The sequence below is a fragment of the Prauserella salsuginis genome, assembly GCF_024648885.1.
Lineage (GTDB): Bacteria > Actinomycetota > Actinomycetes > Mycobacteriales > Pseudonocardiaceae > Prauserella > Prauserella salsuginis.
The window spans coordinates 147,830-164,013 of sequence record NZ_JANBBF010000008.1; the positions used below are offsets into that span (position 1 = coordinate 147,830).

Genomic DNA, 16,184 nt, shown 5'->3' on the forward strand with positions numbered 1-16,184 from the left:
TGACCGGACGGCCCGGCCCGAATCGGGACACCACCGTATCCGGACGAAACGTCGACGACCGTAGAATCACCGCGATGGCCAGATCTCGCTGGTGGCTCGGTGCATGTGCACTGGCCGGGGTTGTCCTGCTCGTCGCGGTGTTCGCGCTGATGACGGCCGACCGACAACCCGACGACCTCACCGGCCCGCCCGGTCGCGGACCACTCACCGTGGTCTCGATCGGTGACAGCACCGTCTCCGGCGAGGGCACGGGCGACTACACCGCTGCCACCGACGGCACGGACGGCAACTGGTGTCACCGCTCCCCCCGCGCGCTGGTCAACCACATCGAGTTGCGGGGCGTCACCGAACACGTCAACCTGGCCTGTTCCGGAGCGGCGTCGAAGCACATCCGCCTCGGCGACGAGAAACAGTGGACCGAGCCGTCACAAGCGCAGCAGCTGCGGGAACTGGTGACCGACCACCGGGTCGCGGCCGTGGTCGTGGGTATCGGAGCGAACGACGAGCCGCAGTTCTCCCGCCTGATCTCGCAGTGCTTTACCGCGTGGTTCTCCGACGAGGCCGCGCCGTGCAACGAGAACATCCGGTCCGACTGGCAGCAGCGCATCGACACGATGGTGCCGAAGGTCGCCCGGGCCCTGAACGACATCCAGACGGTCCTGCGCGAGGCCGGCTATCAGCGTGACGACTACCAGCTCGTGCTGCAGTCGTACGCGTCACCGATCGGACCGGACATGCCGGAGAGCCTTCGCAACCTCGACGGCTGCCCGTTCCGCAAGGCCGACCTGCGCTGGGTTCGCGACACCGGCGCCGTCGACCTGGCCGCGGGCCTGCGCCGCGCGGCACAGCAAGCCGGCGCGAGATTCCTCGACCTGTCCCGCGCGGCGCTGGGCCACGAGGCGTGCAGCGGCGGCGACGACAAGAACTCGGAATGGTTCACCCGGTTCACCGTCCGCTGGTCCGACCTGGAACACACCGACCGTGCGAGCCATGCGATTCAGGAGTCGTTCCACCCCAACGCCCGCGGGCACCGGCAGTTCGCACGCTGCCTGAGCGAGTTCCTCGCGTCCACAGAGGACTCCGCCGCCTGTCTCTCGGGCGACGACGGAAACCTCCACCCCGCGGCATCGGTGAGAGCCGAACACGGCCGGTGACGCGGGCGGCCCGTCACAGGGTCGGCGAGCGTCCTTCGAACGGCGTGGACAGCACGACCGTCGTCCGCGTCGACACCTTCGCGACCTCCCGGATGCGCCGCAGCAGGTCCTCCAGCCCCAACGGGGACGGCACCCGCACCAGCAGGATGTACGACTCATCGCCCGCCACCGAGTAGCACGACTCGATCTCGGCGATGTGCTCCAGCCGCTGCGGGTAGTCGTCGGGTGCCGCCGGGTCGTTGGGGGTGAGCGAGATCAGCGCCGTCAGCGGGAGGCCGATCTGCTCGCCGTCGAGCTTGGCTGTGTAGCCGCGGATGACGCCTCGCTGTTCGAGCCTGCGCACCCGCTGGTGGACCGCCGACACCGACAGGCCCACCCGCTCGGCGAGGTCGGTGAAGCTGCGCCGCCCGTCGGCCGACAGCTCCGCCACGATCGCCTTGTCCAGTGGCTCCAACCCGGCGCCCGGCGTGCTTGCCCCGGATGCCGTCATGAGTCGAGCACGACCAGCTCGTGGGGGCGCGTGTTGAGCGGTTCGGCCCCGTCCGCGGTCACCACGACGATGTCCTCGATCCGCGCGCCCCAGTGCCCGGCCGTGTAGATGCCGGGTTCGATACTGAAGGCCATGCCCTCTTCGAGCGGCAGATCGTTGCCCGCGACGATGTAGGGCTCCTCGTGCACGTCCAGGCCGATGCCGTGGCCGGTGCGGTGGATGAACCGGTCGCCGAATCCGGCGTCGGCGATGATGTCCCGGGCCGCCGCGTCGACCGATTCGGCGCTGACCCCGGGGCGCACCGCGTCGACCGCGGCCTGCTGGGCCCGCTGCAGGACCGCGTAGGTCGCCGCGACATCGGGGGCCTTGGGCTCGCCGACGGCGTACGTGCGCGTGGAGTCCGAGTTGTAGCCCTCCGGGATCGGACCGCCGATGTCGACGACCACGACATCACCCGGCTCGATGACCCGGTCCGACACGTCGTGGTGCGGGCTCGCGCCGTTGGGCCCGGAGCCGACGATAACGAATTCGGCCGAGGTGTGGCCCTCCTCGACGATCGCCGCGGTGATGTCGGCACCCACCTCGGCCTCGGTGCGGCCGGGGCGCAGCCACTCGCCCATCCGCGCGTGCACGCGGTCGATCGCGGCGCCCGCCGCGCGGAGTGCGGCGATCTCGGCGGCGTCCTTGCGCATCCGCAGCTCACGCAGCACCTGCCCGGCCAGCACCTGCTCGGCACCCGGCACCGCCCGGCGCACGCCCAGCACGTGCAGCGCGGCCATCATGTCGCTCACGGCGACCCGGCCCGCGGCCCCGACCCGGTCCGCGACGAGGCGGTACGGGTCGTCGCCGTCGACCCAGGTGACGACGTCGATGCCCAGCTCGTCGGTCGGCACGTCGGAATAACCGGGCAGCTCGAGCTTCGGCACGACCAACGCGGGCGGGGCGTCGCCCGCGGGCACCACGAGCGTGGTCAGCCGCTCGAACGAACCGCCCGCCTGACCCACGAGATAGCGCAGGTCCGAACCGGGCGCGATGAGCAGCGCGTCGGTACCGGCATCGGCGGCGGCCTTGCCGGCACGGTCGAGGCGGGACCGCAGCGTGGCGGCGTCGGGCGCGGGATTGTGCAGCGATCGGCGGGACATGAGCCCGACAATACCCAGCGGGCCCGGGACGGGTCGTGGTCGGTCGAACAGGCGCGTTCCCATCTCGCCCGTTTCGGGCGACACCCCCGCGCATGGCGTACCGGCCAGCGAAGCGGGACGTGGGAAGCTGTGGGGGTGAGCACCGGTCCCGTGGCGCTGCTCGACGCGGCGAGCCTGTATTTCCGTTCGTACTTCGCCCTGCCCGAGTCGATGACGGCTCCCGACGGCACGCCCGTGAACGCGGTCCGCGGGTTCGCCGACACCGTGGCGCGCATCCTCACCGACCGCAGGCCCGCCCGGCTCGTGGCGTGTCTCGACGCGGACTGGCGACCGCAGTTCCGCGTGGACGCGCTGCCGAGCTACAAGGCGCACCGGGTCGCCGAGGAGGTCGAAACCGGTTCGGACGTCGAGGAAGTGCCCGACACGCTGACTCCGCAGGTGCCGATCATTCTCGAACTGCTCGACGCGGCGGGTCTCGCCGTGGCCGAAGCTCCCGGGTACGAGGCCGACGATGTGATCGGCACGTTGACCGCGCGCGAGACCGAGGGCGCCGTCGAGGTGATCACCGGCGACCGGGACCTGTTCCAGCTTGTGCGGACCGAGCCCACCCCGGCCTCGGTGATCTACGTCGGCAAGGGCTGGGCCAAGGCCGAGATCCTCGACCCTCAGGCCCTCGCCGGGCGATACGGAGTCCCGGCCGAGCGTGCCGGTGCGGCCTACGCGGACATGGCGATGCTCCGCGGCGATCCCTCCGACGGACTGCCGGGCGTCGCCGGTATCGGCGAGAAGACCGCCGCCAAGCTCATCACCCAGTTCGGCTCGTTCGAGGCGCTGGTCGAGGCCGCCCGCGCCGAGAGCCCGGACCTGCCGGTCAAGACCCGCGCCCGGCTCAACGACGCCGCCCAGTACCTCTCTGCAGCGCCGACGGTGGTGCGCGTCGCGGCCGATGCGCCGGTCACGCTGTCCGGCGCGGACGTCGTGCCCGCCGGCGCCGCGGACGAACCGCGGGTCCGGGACCTGGCCGAACGCTGGAACCTCGGCGGATCGGCCACCCGGCTGCTGGACGCGCTCGCGACCTACCGCACCTGACGGGCGCCGCCGCTCGGGCAGGCAGGCTGCCGCGGAGCGGCGGGCCGGGAGGACCCGAGGCCGGTACGAGCCGTTCCGGATGAGTGCCGCTCCGCGGCGTGTCAATCCGGCGCCGTCATCCTGGCGCTGTCGTTCCGGCGCTACTACTCGGGCGTTGTTACTCGGGAGCGCCGACCCGGTACCGGCCCTGCTCGTTCTGGACGGTGATCGTCACCGTGCGCTCGCCTGCGGCCAGCTCGATGTAGCACGTGAACGACGCGCCGACCTCGACCGGCTCGTTGCGTGGGCAGGACACCTCGCGCACCTGTTCCAGGCCGTAGTCCTCGGCCACCACACGACGCACGTCGGCGTTCATCCGGTTCACGTCGAAGAACCGCACCGTCTCGGTCGGGCTCGGCACCGGCGACGAGCCGGTCGCGCCGTCGTCGGTGCTCTCCGTCGTCGCGGCCGAGGTCGGCTCGGCGTCCGAGCCGGTTCCCGACCCCGACTCCTCGTCGCCCGCCGACTGGTTGCACGCCGTCAGCAGGCCCAGGCACACGATTCCCGCGAGTACCGCAAGCGGACGTCTCCCCACGAGCCCTCACCTCGGTGTTGATCTGTTGTGGGCTAGAAGAACGTACCGCACCACGGTGGCGTTGCGGTCGACAACAGCCGGTCCGCCCGTTCCGCGGCACCCGGCGCGGTCTCCCGGACACGGCCCGTGTCGACCAGTTGCGACGGCCGCCACGCTCCGAGGTGAATCATCGCGAGCGTGTCCACAGACAGCTGCAGCTCGGCCGGTTGGTCGGTGCGCACCGCCCCGTCGGGGCCGAGGCGGTAGCAGCCCTCGTTGCCGGGCAGCACCGGATCGGTCACCTCGAGCACGACGGGCTCGCCGTCGTAGGTGCGCATCGCGAGCGCCGCCGGCACGTCGACGAGCCGCACCCACAGGTCGTCGAACTGCCCGGTGGTCGACACCGCGCGAGGGTCGGTCAGCAGCAGTTCGAGCGGATCGTCGAGGGGACGTACCGACGCGGTGACCTCGTGGACGAGGTCGACCGACAGCAGGTAACGCCACACTCCGCAGAACGCCTCCGGGCCGGCCGCCTGCATCTCGATCAGGTTCAACGTCGCCGAACCGGGTCGGGGCCGATCCACGGAGTAGACGGCGAATCCGTCGACCCCGCCGGTGCCCTCGTGCGTCACGGCGGTGACCGGGCCTTCCTCCCTGGCCAGATGGCTTCGCAGTCCGGCCCACCACTCGTCGGGGCGGGCCAGCATGCCCGGCCGCGTCGCCATCGCCGGATACGCCGCCGCCCACCGTTCCATCGCGGAATCGAGGTTCTCGATGTTCACGCGTCCGCCGGCTGGCGCGTCCTGCCGCACCTTCGCCCTGCGGACGTCCACTGTGTAGTCGCGCGCCCGGGTGGCGATGCCGTACCCGAACCGGCCGTAGATCGCCGATTCCGACGCGTGCAGCCCCGCCGCCACGAGCCCGCGGTCGGCGAACTCGCGCAGCTGAGCATGCATGAGCTCGGTGAGCACCCCGCGCCGCGTGCAGTCGGCGCGCACGCCAACGCTGGTGACGGCGCCGAGCGGCACATCACCCCCGCCGGGCACCGTGATCGCCGAGTCGAACGACCGCGCGGTCCCGATCAGCGCGCCGGAATCGACCTCGTGAACCCCGAGCGAGCGCGCCGGCTGCAGCGAGGCCCGCACGCTCGGCCACTGGTCGTCGGTGAGCGGTTTGACGTGCAGCGTGGCACGGAACAGGTCTTGCGAGGCGCGCAGCTCGTCATCGGTCAGGGTCCGGACAACGTGATCGGTCATGGCACCGATCATTTCCGACGTCTCGACATGCCCGCCACCGGATTACGCTGTGACGAACCCAGAACCCGGCGCCGCGGGCGGTTACTGCAGCCTGCCGACCTGGTACCGGGCGTCCTCGCTCTTCACCGTGATCGTGACCTGCCGCGTCTCACCGTCGACGTTGACGTCGCAGGTGAACGTCTCGTCGACGGTCACCGGCTGGTCCTCCGGGCACGACACGCTCTGCACGCCTTCGACACCGTAGTTCTCGGCGAGCACCCGCTGCACGTCCTGGTTCATGGCCTCGGCGTCGAAGACCTTCTGCACCAGAAAGCCCGGGATCCAGAACAGCACGACCGCCGCGGCGGCAACGACCACGACCGCGGCGCCGAGCCCGATCCACATGCCCTTGCCGGAGCTGTTCTTCGGCTTCTGCGGGGCGGGCCCCGCAGCGCCCATGCCGGGCGGCGGCCCGTACGGCTGTCCGGGCGGCGGGGTCTGGCCGGGCTGGGTGAACTGGCCGGGCTGCTGACCCGGCTGCGTGTACGACGCGGTGCCGTGACCGCCCGCCTGCGGCGCCTGTCCCGGTTGGGTGAACTGCCCCGGCTGGCCGGGCTGCCCCGGTGGCATCGGCTGTCCGGGCGGCGGGGTCGGCGCAGGCTGTCCCGGTGGCGGCTGCTGGCCCGGCGGATACCCCTGGGGCTGGCCGTACCCCGGCTGCCCCTGCGGACCGGGTTGGCCCGGCTGCTGCGGATAGCCGGGCTGCGGAGGCGGCTGCTGCCCCGGGTACTGGCCGTAGCCCGGCTGTCCCGGGAACCCGCCGGACGGCGGACCCGGAGGCGGTTGCTGGCCCCACTGCTGCGGGTCGTTGCCTCCGTACGGCGTGCTCATCGTCCTGCCTCCGCCAATCACCACCCGGCCGCCACGTCACCTGCGCGACCGGTCCCCGGGCATTCTCGTCCATGCGTCGCGTGTGATCCAACCACAACGTCGTGTGGCGGGTGTGTGAAGGTCGACGGCCACGCGCCGCCGCTGCAACCGGTACGTGCCGCGGCTGGCCGCGGCCGCCTCACACCTCGCCCGCGGCGACGACACCGCGCCGCAGGGCCCGTACCGCTTTGGCCGCGGTGCCGCCCACCGGGTGCTCCTTCCCGAGCACGACCCGCAGCTGGTCGAGGAGGTCGATCACCTGGCGCGCCCAGCGGACGAAGTCACCGGCCGTGAGTTCCTGCCCGTTGGCCTCCGAAGTCGTGAGGACGCGTTCGAGCGATTCGCCCCGTGCCCACCGGTACACCGGCCAGGCGAAACCGGCGTCCGGTTCGCGGGTGCGGTCGAGCCGGTGCCTGCGTTCGTCCTCGGTCAGCTCACTCCAGATCGTCACCGTGTCCTGCCACGCCTTCGACACGGCGCCCTGTGGCAGTTTCGGCTCGGCCATCGCGTCCCGCCGCGCCTCGTAGACCAGCGCCGACACGACCGCGGCGAGTTCCGGTGCCGCCAGGCCGTGCCAGACGTGCCTGCGCACGCACTCGGCGGCCAGCAGGTCGGACTCGCTGTAGATCCGGGCCAGCAGCATGCCGTCCTCGGTCACCCGGTCGTTGTCGGTATCCCCGGTTTCGGCGTCCCCGGCATCCGTGTTCCCGGTGGATCCATCGCGTTCGAGGTAGCCGCGTTCGGCCAGCAGTGCGCAGATCCGGTCGAACGAACGGGCCAGCGAGTGTGTGGTCGCCGCGACCTTGCGTTCGAGTTGTTGCGTCTCGGCCTGCAGTCGCTGATAGCGCTCGACCCAGCGCAGGCTGGCCTCGCGGTCGGCCAACCCGTGCACGGGGTGCCGGCGTAACTGCTGCCGCAGGTCCGCCAGCTCCTCGTCGTCGTTCGCCCCCGACCGTTTGCGTTGCGCGGACGGCTTCTCGATGCCGGTGTTCCGCAGTGACGAGGCGATGTCGCGCCGTACCTTCGGCGACCGCAGCTCGACGTGTTTGGGCAGCTTGACGCGTCCCAGCGACTCCACGGCGGACGGGAAGTCGGCGGCCGACAGGGTGCCAGACCACCGATCCTCGGTGACGACCACCGGACGCGGTTCGTGCAGCGGGTCGACGCCCGGGTCGATCACGACGGCCAGTCCCGATCTGCGGCCGGACGGCACAAGGATGACGTCGCCCTTGCGCAGCTTCTCCAGTGACCGGGCGGCCTCGGCCCGCCGGTGCTGACTGTTCTGCTTGGCGAGGTACTTCTCGCGGTCCGAGACCTTCTTGCGCAGCTCGACGTACGACAGCAGCTCGTCGAAGTCGCCGGACACGGCTTCGGCGTAGCCGGCGAGCGCTTCCTTGTTGCGCTCGATCCGCTTGGCCGTGCCGACGACGGCACGGTCCGCCTGGAACTGCGCGAACGACTGTTCCAGCAGCTCCCGGGCCGACTGGGCGCCGAACTGGCCCACCAGGTTGATGGCCATGTTGTACCCGGGCCGGAACGACGACTTGAGCGGGTAGGTCCGCGTCGAGGCCAGCCCGCCCACGTGGCGCGGGTCGACCCCGGGTTGCCACAGCACGACGGCGTGGCCTTCGACGTCGATCCCCCGGCGGCCGGCGCGACCGGTCAGCTGCGTGTACTCGCCGGGCGTGAGGTCGACGTGCGCCTCGCCGTTGTACTTGACCAGCCGTTCCAGCACGACGGTCCGCGCAGGCATGTTGATACCGAGCGCGAGGGTCTCGGTGGCGAACACGACCTTCACCAGACCGCGGACGAACAGCTCCTCGACGGTCTCCTTGAACGCGGGCAACAGCCCGGCGTGGTGTGCCGCGACGCCGTGTTCGAGCCCGTCGCGCCACTCCCAGTAGCCCAGCACGGCCAGGTCCGACTCGGGCAGGTCGGCGGTGCGTTCGTCGACGATCCGGCGGACCTCGGCGATCTCCTCGGGGCTGTTGAGCCGCACCCCGGCGTGTACGCACTGGCCCACGGCGGCGTCGCACCCGGCACGGGAGAAGATGAATGTGATCGCGGGCAGCAGCCCGGCACGGTCCAGCCGGTCGATGACGTCGACCCGCGACGGCGGCCGGAACCGCGGCATCCGCGATTTGCCCCGGTCACGGCCACGCTTGCCCCGCCCACCGCCGAAGGCGGCCGGTGCGTGCATCCGCGCGACCTCTTCGACACGGCGCAACAGCTGCCGGTTGATCTTCGGTTCGTCGCCGTGCTCCTCGCCGACGAACAGGTCCATGAGCCGGTTCCCGACCATCATGTGCTGCCACAGCGGCACGGGCCGGTGCTCGTCCACCACCACCGCCGTGTCGCCGCGGACGGCGACCAGCCACTCGCCGAACTCCTCGGCGTTGCTGACCGTGGCCGACAGCCCGACCACACGCACGTACTCGGGCAGGTGCAGGATGACCTCCTCCCACACCGCGCCGCGGAACCGGTCGGCGAGGTAGTGCACCTCGTCCATGACGACGTAACCCAGTTCGTCGAGCGCGGCCGACCCGGCGTACAGCATGTTGCGCAGGACCTCGGTGGTCATGACGACGACCTGCGCGTTGCCGTTCACGGCGGTGTCGCCGGTCAGCAGGCCCACCGCGTCGGAGCCGTACCGTTCGACCAGGTCGGCGTACTTCTGGTTCGACAGCGCCTTGATGGGCGTCGTGTAGAAGCACTTCCGGCCTTCGGCCAGCGCGAGGTGCACGGCGAACTCGCCGACAACGGTCTTACCGGCACCGGTGGGCGCGCACACGAGCACGCCGTGACCGTCCTCGAGCGCCTCACACCCGCGCACCTGGAAGTCGTCGAAGTCGAAGGCGAGATCGGCCGCGAACCGGGCCAGCTGCGGGTAGTCGCTGCGCCGGCGGGCTGCGGCGTACGCCTCGGCCGGGCTGGGAGAGGCGGATGAGTCCACGCCGCCAGGGTTTCACATCGGCGGTCACACCCGCATGAGGCGCTCCGTGGCAGATCCGGTGTCGGCGGATCCGCGGCCGACCGCCGTGCGGACACCGGCGGCGGCGATTGTCGGTGGGTGGCGCTACCGTCCGCATCATGACCCCGGACCGGCTGAAGGCGGCGTGTCTGGCGTTCACCGGCGCCGGCGAGGAGTTCCCGTTCGACGAGCACCTGAGCGTGTTCAAGGTGGGCGGGAAGATGTTCGCGTTGTCGGCGCTCGGGCGCACGCCGCTGAGCGTGAACCTCAAATGCGACCCGGAGCTCGCGTTGCAGTTGCGGGCCTCGTATCCGGCTGTCCGGCCCGGGTGGCACATGAACAAGCGGCACTGGAACACGGTGGTGCTCGACGACGGGACGCTTCCCGAGCAACTGATCCTCGACCTCATCGAGGACTCCTACGACCTCGTGGTCGCCAAGCTGCCGCGGGACATGCGGGAACGGCTCGGGTGGAGGGCGCTCGCCGAGGAGAACGTCAGGCGAGGACCGTCAGGGCCCGCGGGACGCAACTGATCGACACGGGCAGCGTGCCGAGCGGGTCGCCGTCGGCGAACACCGGCCAGTCCGCCCCACCGGCCCGGCCGACGTCGGCCACCTCGACCGTCCGTGCCCGCAGCGTCGTGACCGCCGGGTGCTCGACGTGCCTGCCGGTGCGCAGGCGCGGCAGTACCCGGGCCAGTTCGCGGTAACCGACCTTGCCGACGACGGTCACGTCGAGCAGTCCGTCGGTGGGGTCGGCGCCGGGACAGACCGGGATGCCTGCGCCATACCAGGGCGTGTTACCGACGGCGACGAGCATCGCGGGCGCCGTGAGCGTCTCGCCGTCGGCGGTCACGCGGATGTCTCGCGCGCGGAAGGACGCGATCTCCGCGGCGATCGCGACGTCGTATCGACGCGGACCGCGGGGCCATCGGAGCCGGTTGGCTCTGTCGTTGACCGCGGCGTCGAAACCGCTGCACAGCACGGTGCCGTACCAGGTGTCGCCGGCTCTGCCGAGGTCGAGTCGGCGCCGGTGGCCGGTGCGCAGCGCGTGGGCGAGCGAGTCCACGGCCGCGGCGGGATCACCGGGTACGTCCAGGGCGCGGGCGAGGTCGTTGCCGGTGCCCGACGGGACGAGGCCGAGCGCGACGGGCGTACCGGCGCAGAATTGCACGGCCAGGTGCGCCGCGCCGTCACCACCGACGACGACCAGCGCGTCGAGCCCGGATTCGCGGGCCGCCTCCAGTCGTTGCCGTGCGCCCTCGACGGTGTCGGCATCGATCACGTCGAGCCGCGCGACGTGCGGCCGGAGCCGCGAAGCGACGGCCCCGGCCAACCGCGCCGCTGCTCCCCTGCCGGATCCGGGGTGGAACGCCAGGGCTACGCGAGGACCTCCGGTCACGTGATGTCGTCGGTGCCGCTGCGCCGGCCGCCGTCGGTGTCGTCGTCGTTCACGGTGCTCGGGGTGTATTCGAACGGAGCCGGCTCGTCGTCGGCCAGCTCGTCCCAACCCTCGGTGCCGCGTTGGCGATCGAGCTTGCGGTCGTGGAAGCGCGTGATCTGCAACGAGATCTCGAACAGGATGCACAGCGCACCGGCCAGGCCGATCATGGAGAACGGGTCCGCGGGCGTCACGAACGCCGCGAACACGAACATGATCATGATGATGCCGCGGCGCCACTTCTTGAGCATCTGATAGCGCACCACGCCGACCCGGTTCAGCATGATGATCAGCAGCGGCAGCTCGAAGCTCACCCCGAAGATGAGCAACAGCGACAGCACGAACGAGATGTACTTGTCACCGGTGAACCACGTGGCGAACTCGCCCGCACCGAAGGTCGTGAGGATCTCGAGCGCGTGCGGGGCCATGAAGTAGGCCAGCAGTGCACCGCCCGCGAACAGCAGGGACGCGATGCCGACGAACGTCATCGCGTACTTGCGTTCCTTGGAGTACAGCCCGGGCGCGATGAACGCCCACAGCTGGTACAGCCACAGCGGCGAGAACAGCACGGCCCCGGCGCTGAGGCCGACCTTCATCTGGATCATGAACGCTTCGAACGGGACCGTCTGCAACAGCTGACAGTCCCCACCCTTGGGGTAGCGCTGCTCCTGCGGAATGGCGCAATAGGGCTCGGTGACCAGGTCGCCGAGTGTCGGGATCGGGCCGATGCTGTGGCCGAACCACAGAAACCCGACGATCCCGCCCGCAACCAGGGCGAGCAGCGCGTAGCCGAGGCGGCGGCGGAACTCGTAGATGTGCTCGACGAGCGACATCGTGCCGTCGGGGTTGTGCCGACGACTCCGAGCCTTCCGTTTACCGCCTCGTCCCTCGCGCTGTGCGGAGGTGTCTCCCACGAAAGCGTCCGTTCTCGATCCGTGCGGTGTGGTCAGCCGTTCTTCTGTGCCTGTTCGGCGGACTGCTGCTGCTTGAGCTCGTCGAGCTGGCGCTGCAGCTGTTCCACCTGGTCACTGGTCGGGTCGGCCGACTTGCTGTCGGCGACCTCGGCGTCGGCTTTGACCGTCGTCGCCGGGATCTGCTTGGCGTCCGCCGCCATCGTGGTGGAGCTGGTCGTCTCGGACTCGGCGGAGTCCTGCTCCGACTGGTCGCCACGCAGGTCCTTGGTCTCGGCCTTGAAGACCTTCATGGATTTGCCGACCGAGCGGGCCGCATCCGGCAGGCGCTTGGCGCCGAACAGCACCACGACGACGAGCACGAGGATGATCAAGTGCCACGGCTGAAAGGCGTTCATATTGGGTGGCCTCCCTATTCGTTCAGGCCCGATCGTACTGGCTCGGATGCCGATTCCGAACCGATTCGGACACGTCGGGTACGAAGGTCGCGAACGGCGACGCCGACCGCGGCCGCGCGGGCGCGGAGCATGCCCAGGCGGGATTCCACGTCCGACCGCATGACCTCGGCAGCGCGGCCGAATCCTCTCGCCGCACCCGCCAATCGGACCAGTGCGAGGACGAGCACGATGAGCCCGGCCCCTGCCACGGCGGCACTCAGCACGTAGAACACGCCCGTAAGCCTACTGCCCGCCGGTGATCGACAGGTGACGTGCTCGTGCCAACCCGGCGGCGGCACGGCGCCGCACGGCCACCGCGAGTTCACCCGGCCGTTCGACCGTCGCGCGGCCACCCAGCCCCAGCACGAGCCTGACCATCCACGATTCGTCGCCGTAGCGCATCCGGACCCGCAGCCGGCCGCCCTCGAGCTCAGCCAGTTCCTCGCACGGGTAGTACTCGGCGACCCACCGCGCATCGGGTTCGAGCACCAGGTCGGCCTCGGGGTAGCTCTCGTGTGCCGAGAACACGCCGTCGGAGACGTCGGAGTGGCGGGCGTGGGGCGGCGGCGCCGCCAGCTCGTCGAGCACGTCCAGCTCGTCGATCCGGTCGAGGCGGAACAACCGCACGTCCTCGGCGCGGCGACACCAGCCCTCCAGGTAGCTGTGTGCCTGCACGATCAGCAGCCGCATCGGGTCGACCGTGCGCTCGGTGATCCGGTCGTTGGAGGCCGCGTAGTACCGCATCCGCACCGCACGCCCGAACTGCAGCGCCTCGCGGACGATCTCGCGCGTGCGCGCCGTCGTCTCGTGTTCGCGGACGCCGTTGCCGACGACGACTCCGGCCGGCTCGGCGGCGCCCGCCGCGGCTTCGATCTTCGCGATCGCACGGCCGACGGCGTCGGTGTCGACCACACCGGGCGTCTCGGCGAGCGCCTTCAGCGCGATGACCAGCGCACTCGCCTCACCTCCGGTCAGCCGCAACGGCCTGCGCATCCCCGCATCGAACGTCACCGACACGGTGTCGCCGTCGAACGAGAGGTCGATCAGATCGCCGGGGCCGTACCCGGGCAGCCCACACAACCACAGCAGTTGCAGGTCCTTGCGCAGCTGCTTCGGCGTGACGTCGAAGTCCTGTGCCGCCTGGTCGATCCTGATCCCGGGCCTGGCCAGCAGGTACGGCACCAGAGCCAGCAGCCTCGGCATCCGGTCGGTGGCCGCGCTCATCGCATCCCTCCCCCACCCGCGGCGACCCGTTCGAGCCGGTCCGCCACGGCCTTGGCCAGCACGTCGGGCGCCAGCACGACCGCGTCCGGGCCGTGGCCGGCGATCCAGTCCGCGGCGCCCTCCGGATGCTGCAGCTCGATCTCGACGACGTCGCCGTCCTCACCGTCGACCGAGCGGTGCTCCAGCACCTGCGCGTGCCTGCGGATTCCGGTGGCCCTGCCTTCGGCGAGCCACAACCGGGCCGTCGTGGCAGCCGAGCCGTCGTCGCTCACGGACGTGCCCGCCACGAAGTCGAGCAGCTTCGCATCCTCCGGCCGCCGCACGACCGCCCGCTCCCCGGTCGTCACGACCTCGCCGCTGATGCGCGAGAGCCGGAAACACCGCGGCGCTTCGCGGTCCCGGTCATGACCGACGACGTACCAGCGCCCCCGCCACGACACCACACCCCACGGTTCGAGGGTGCGCGTGCGCCGCTCGGGCGAGTCCGACCGCCGATAGTCGAACCGCACCGTCTCACCTGCCTGCACGGCCGCCAACAGCGGCGCGAACGCCGGTTCGGTGTGCACCCGCGGTTCGACCATGGCGTGCGCCCGGTCGTCGACTTCGACGCCCGCGGCGCGCAGCTTCACCAGTGCACCGTGCGCCTGCCCCGTCAGGTCCGGCGAGTCCCACAGCCGCGCCGCGAGCGCGACGGCGGTCGCTTCGTCGGGTGCGAGGTCGATGTCGCCGAGCTCGTAGTCGCGGCGCGCGATCCGATACCCCTCGGGGTCGAATGCCGAATTGGTGCCCGTCTCCAGCGGAATCCCCAGCTCACGCAGCTCGGCCTTGTCGCGTTCGAACATGCGGAAGAACGCCTCGGTGCTCGCCGCGTCCGCGTAGCCGGGCACGATGCCCCGAATTCGCTCGGCCGGCAGGTACTGCCGGGTGGACAGCAGCGCCAGCACCAGGTTGACCAGGCGTTCTGCACGGGCGGTGGACACCTCACCAACCCTAGCTCGCCCCGATCGGCGCGTCCGGGAGGTCTCCCCTGCGCGCCCCGCACTCCTCGCGACGGGTGCGGTCGGCAGGCCGCCCTGCTGGTGCTGTTCGCCCTGCCGACCGCACTGGGAACCGTCGCGTCATGCCTGGTCAGCCGGTCGCCGTCCGGAACCGTGTCGCTGTTGGCGACGGCCACCCACGGCCCCAGCCGGACCCGAGCCGCCCGGTCTACAACGAGTTGATCAACCGGTCGACCCGTTCGTCCACGGCGCGGAACGGGTCCTTGCACAGCACCGTCCGCTGCGCCTGGTCGTTCAGCTTCAAGTGCACCCAGTCCACGGTGAAGTCGCGGCCCGCCTGCTGCGCCGCGGCGATGAAGTCGCCACGCAGCTTCGCCCGCGTCGACTGCGGCGGCGTGTCCTTGGCGGCCTCGATCTCGCCGTCATCGGTCACCCGCTGCACCAGGCCCTTGCGCTGCAGCAGATCGAACACACCGCGGCCCCGTCGGATGTCGTGGTAAGCCAGGTCCAGCTGCGCCACCCGCGGGTCCGACAGGTCGAGATTGTGCTTGGCCCGGTACCGCTCGACGAACCGGTGCTTGATCGCCCAGTCGATCTCGGTGTCCACCAGGGAGAAGTCCTGCTGCTCGATCGCATCGAGCGCGCGGCCCCACAGATCGACCACCCGATGCATCAACGGGCTCGCGTCGGTCGCCTCGACGTGCTGCACCGCCCGCGCGTAGTACTCCCGCTGAATCTCCAGCGCCGAGGCCTCCCGGCCCCCGGCGAGGCGCACCTGCCTACGGCCCGTCATATCGTGGCTGATCTCCCGGATCGCACGGATCGGGTTGTCCAGACTGAAATCCCGGAACTGCACCCCCTGCTCGATCATCTCCAGCACCAGGTGCGCCGTGCCGACCTTCAGCAACGTCGTCGGCTCCGCCATGTTCGAGTCGCCGACGATCACGTGCAGCCTGCGGTACCGCTCGGCGTCGGCGTGCGGCTCGTCGCGGGTGTTGATGATGGGCCGGGACCGCGTCGTCGCGCTCGACACGCCCTCCCAGATGTGCTCGGCCCGCTGCGACAGGCAGTACACCGCGCCCCTCGGCGTCTGCAGCACCTTGCCCGCGCCGCAGATCAGCTGCCGCGTCACCAGGAACGGCAACAGCACGTCCGCGATCCGCGAGAACTCGCCCGCGCGCGTGACCAGATAGTTCTCGTGACAACCGTACGAGTTGCCCGCCGAGTCGGTGTTGTTCTTGAACAGGAAGATGTCGCCGCCGATGCCCTCGTCGGCCAACCTGCGCTCGGCGTCCACCAGCAGGTCCTCGAGAATCCGCTCCCCTGCCTTGTCATGCGTGACCAGCTGGGTCAGGTCATCACACTCGGCCGTCGCGTACTCCGGATGCGACCCCACGTCGAGGTAGAGCCGTGACCCGTTGGACAGGAAGACGTTCGACGACCGGCCCCACGACACGACACGCCGGAACAGATACCGCGCCACCTCGTCGGGCGAGAGCCTGCGCTGCCCGTGGAACGTGCAGGTCACTCCGAACTCGGTTTCGATCCCAAAGATCCGCCGCTGCATCCCTCAAGGGTAGGCGGTCAGCGCCAGGAACTGGGGAACGAAA

The 16,184-nt window shown here is 70.7% G+C and carries 15 protein-coding genes; 3 read left to right on the forward strand and 12 right to left on the reverse strand.

The features are described 5' to 3' along the window. Positions 1–74 precede the first annotated feature (74 nt). Positions 75–1,154: a GDSL-type esterase/lipase family protein gene (locus LY40_RS02145; protein WP_258935776.1), complete on the forward strand. Its 1,080-nt coding sequence runs from the start codon at positions 75–77 to the stop codon at positions 1,152–1,154. Positions 1,155–1,167: 13 nt separating this feature from the next. Here the strand turns inward: LY40_RS02145 and LY40_RS02150 are convergent, their stop codons facing one another. Both LY40_RS02150 and LY40_RS02155 read right to left on the reverse strand, forming a co-directional pair. Continuing rightward, positions 1,168–1,644, reverse strand: coding sequence for an Lrp/AsnC family transcriptional regulator (locus LY40_RS02150; RefSeq protein WP_258935777.1), 477 nt, complete (start codon positions 1,642–1,644; stop codon positions 1,168–1,170). After that, positions 1,641–2,786: a M24 family metallopeptidase gene (locus LY40_RS02155; RefSeq protein ID WP_258935778.1), complete on the reverse strand. Its 1,146-nt coding sequence runs from the start codon at positions 2,784–2,786 to the stop codon at positions 1,641–1,643. Before LY40_RS02155 ends, LY40_RS02150 begins: the two co-directional genes overlap by 4 nt. A gap of 135 nt (positions 2,787–2,921) precedes the next feature. Between LY40_RS02155 and LY40_RS02160 the strand changes: the two genes are divergently transcribed. After that, positions 2,922–3,875, forward strand: a complete 954-nt coding sequence (locus tag LY40_RS02160; protein ID WP_258935779.1) for a 5'-3' exonuclease — start codon at positions 2,922–2,924, stop codon at positions 3,873–3,875. A gap of 157 nt (positions 3,876–4,032) precedes the next feature. On the opposite strand, the gene LY40_RS02165 is transcribed toward LY40_RS02160, so the two are convergent. The 4 genes from LY40_RS02165 to LY40_RS02180 form a co-directional block, all read right to left on the reverse strand. Further along, positions 4,033–4,449 (reverse strand): DUF4333 domain-containing protein, encoded by a 417-nt coding sequence (locus LY40_RS02165; RefSeq protein WP_258935780.1) that lies wholly within the window; start codon positions 4,447–4,449, stop codon positions 4,033–4,035. Positions 4,450–4,481: 32 nt separating this feature from the next. Next, on the reverse strand, positions 4,482–5,684 hold the full coding sequence (locus LY40_RS02170) for a GNAT family N-acetyltransferase (RefSeq protein WP_258935781.1): 1,203 nt from the start codon (positions 5,682–5,684) through the stop codon (positions 4,482–4,484). An 81-nt stretch (positions 5,685–5,765) separates the two neighbouring features. After that, a complete protein-coding gene (locus tag LY40_RS02175; RefSeq protein WP_258935782.1) occupies positions 5,766–6,554 on the reverse strand; it encodes a DUF4333 domain-containing protein in 789 nt (262 codons plus the stop codon). 178 nt (positions 6,555–6,732) lie between these two features. Further along, positions 6,733–9,546: a DEAD/DEAH box helicase gene (locus tag LY40_RS02180; RefSeq protein WP_258935783.1), complete on the reverse strand. Its 2,814-nt coding sequence runs from the start codon at positions 9,544–9,546 to the stop codon at positions 6,733–6,735. Between the two features lie 137 nt (positions 9,547–9,683). On the opposite strand from LY40_RS02180, the gene LY40_RS02185 reads away from it, so the two are divergent. Continuing rightward, positions 9,684–10,097 (forward strand): MmcQ/YjbR family DNA-binding protein, encoded by a 414-nt coding sequence (locus LY40_RS02185; protein WP_258935784.1) that lies wholly within the window; start codon positions 9,684–9,686, stop codon positions 10,095–10,097. Here the strand turns inward: LY40_RS02185 and LY40_RS02190 are convergent. The 6 genes from LY40_RS02190 to pafA form a co-directional block, all read right to left on the reverse strand. Continuing rightward, positions 10,060–10,965 carry a diacylglycerol/lipid kinase family protein gene (locus LY40_RS02190; protein ID WP_183787445.1) on the reverse strand — a complete coding sequence of 302 codons (906 nt, stop codon included), beginning with the start codon at positions 10,963–10,965 and terminating at the stop codon, positions 10,060–10,062. The genes LY40_RS02185 and LY40_RS02190 overlap by 38 nt on opposite strands. After that, a complete protein-coding gene (gene tatC, locus LY40_RS02195; RefSeq protein WP_258935785.1) occupies positions 10,962–11,918 on the reverse strand; it encodes a twin-arginine translocase subunit TatC in 957 nt (318 codons plus the stop codon). Before tatC ends, LY40_RS02190 begins: the two co-directional genes overlap by 4 nt. Before the next feature lie 32 nt (positions 11,919–11,950). Further along, positions 11,951–12,313, reverse strand: coding sequence for a Sec-independent protein translocase subunit TatA (tatA, locus tag LY40_RS02200; protein ID WP_258935786.1), 363 nt, complete (start codon positions 12,311–12,313; stop codon positions 11,951–11,953). A gap of 282 nt (positions 12,314–12,595) precedes the next feature. Beyond that, complete coding sequence (locus LY40_RS02205; protein ID WP_258935787.1) at positions 12,596–13,576, reverse strand: helix-turn-helix transcriptional regulator; 981 nt, start codon at positions 13,574–13,576, stop codon at positions 12,596–12,598. Beyond that, entirely contained in the window at positions 13,573–14,556 is a 984-nt protein-coding gene (locus LY40_RS02210; RefSeq protein WP_258935788.1) for a helix-turn-helix transcriptional regulator, read from the reverse strand. Before LY40_RS02210 ends, LY40_RS02205 begins: the two co-directional genes overlap by 4 nt. 226 nt (positions 14,557–14,782) lie before the next feature. Continuing rightward, positions 14,783–16,141: a Pup--protein ligase gene (gene pafA / locus LY40_RS02215; protein ID WP_258935789.1), complete on the reverse strand. Its 1,359-nt coding sequence runs from the start codon at positions 16,139–16,141 to the stop codon at positions 14,783–14,785. Positions 16,142–16,184 lie beyond the last annotated feature (43 nt).

Bases quoted from the DNA above. Each gene is read 5' to 3' on its own strand.
- LY40_RS02145 (WP_258935776.1), top strand. From the start codon at position 75: ATGGCCAGATCTCGCTGGTGGCTCGGTGCATGTGCACTGGCCGGGGTT.
- LY40_RS02150 (WP_258935777.1), bottom strand. From the start codon at position 1,644: ATGACGGCATCCGGGGCAAGCACGCCGGGCGCCGGGTTGGAGCCACTG.
- LY40_RS02155 (WP_258935778.1), bottom strand. From the start codon at position 2,786: ATGTCCCGCCGATCGCTGCACAATCCCGCGCCCGACGCCGCCACGCTG.
- LY40_RS02170 (WP_258935781.1), bottom strand. From the start codon at position 5,684: ATGACCGATCACGTTGTCCGGACCCTGACCGATGACGAGCTGCGCGCC.
- LY40_RS02175 (WP_258935782.1), bottom strand. From the start codon at position 6,554: ATGAGCACGCCGTACGGAGGCAACGACCCGCAGCAGTGGGGCCAGCAA.
- LY40_RS02185 (WP_258935784.1), top strand. From the start codon at position 9,684: ATGACCCCGGACCGGCTGAAGGCGGCGTGTCTGGCGTTCACCGGCGCC.
- tatA (WP_258935786.1), bottom strand. From the start codon at position 12,313: ATGAACGCCTTTCAGCCGTGGCACTTGATCATCCTCGTGCTCGTCGTC.
- LY40_RS02205 (WP_258935787.1), bottom strand. From the start codon at position 13,576: ATGAGCGCGGCCACCGACCGGATGCCGAGGCTGCTGGCTCTGGTGCCG.
- pafA (WP_258935789.1), bottom strand. From the start codon at position 16,141: ATGCAGCGGCGGATCTTTGGGATCGAAACCGAGTTCGGAGTGACCTGC.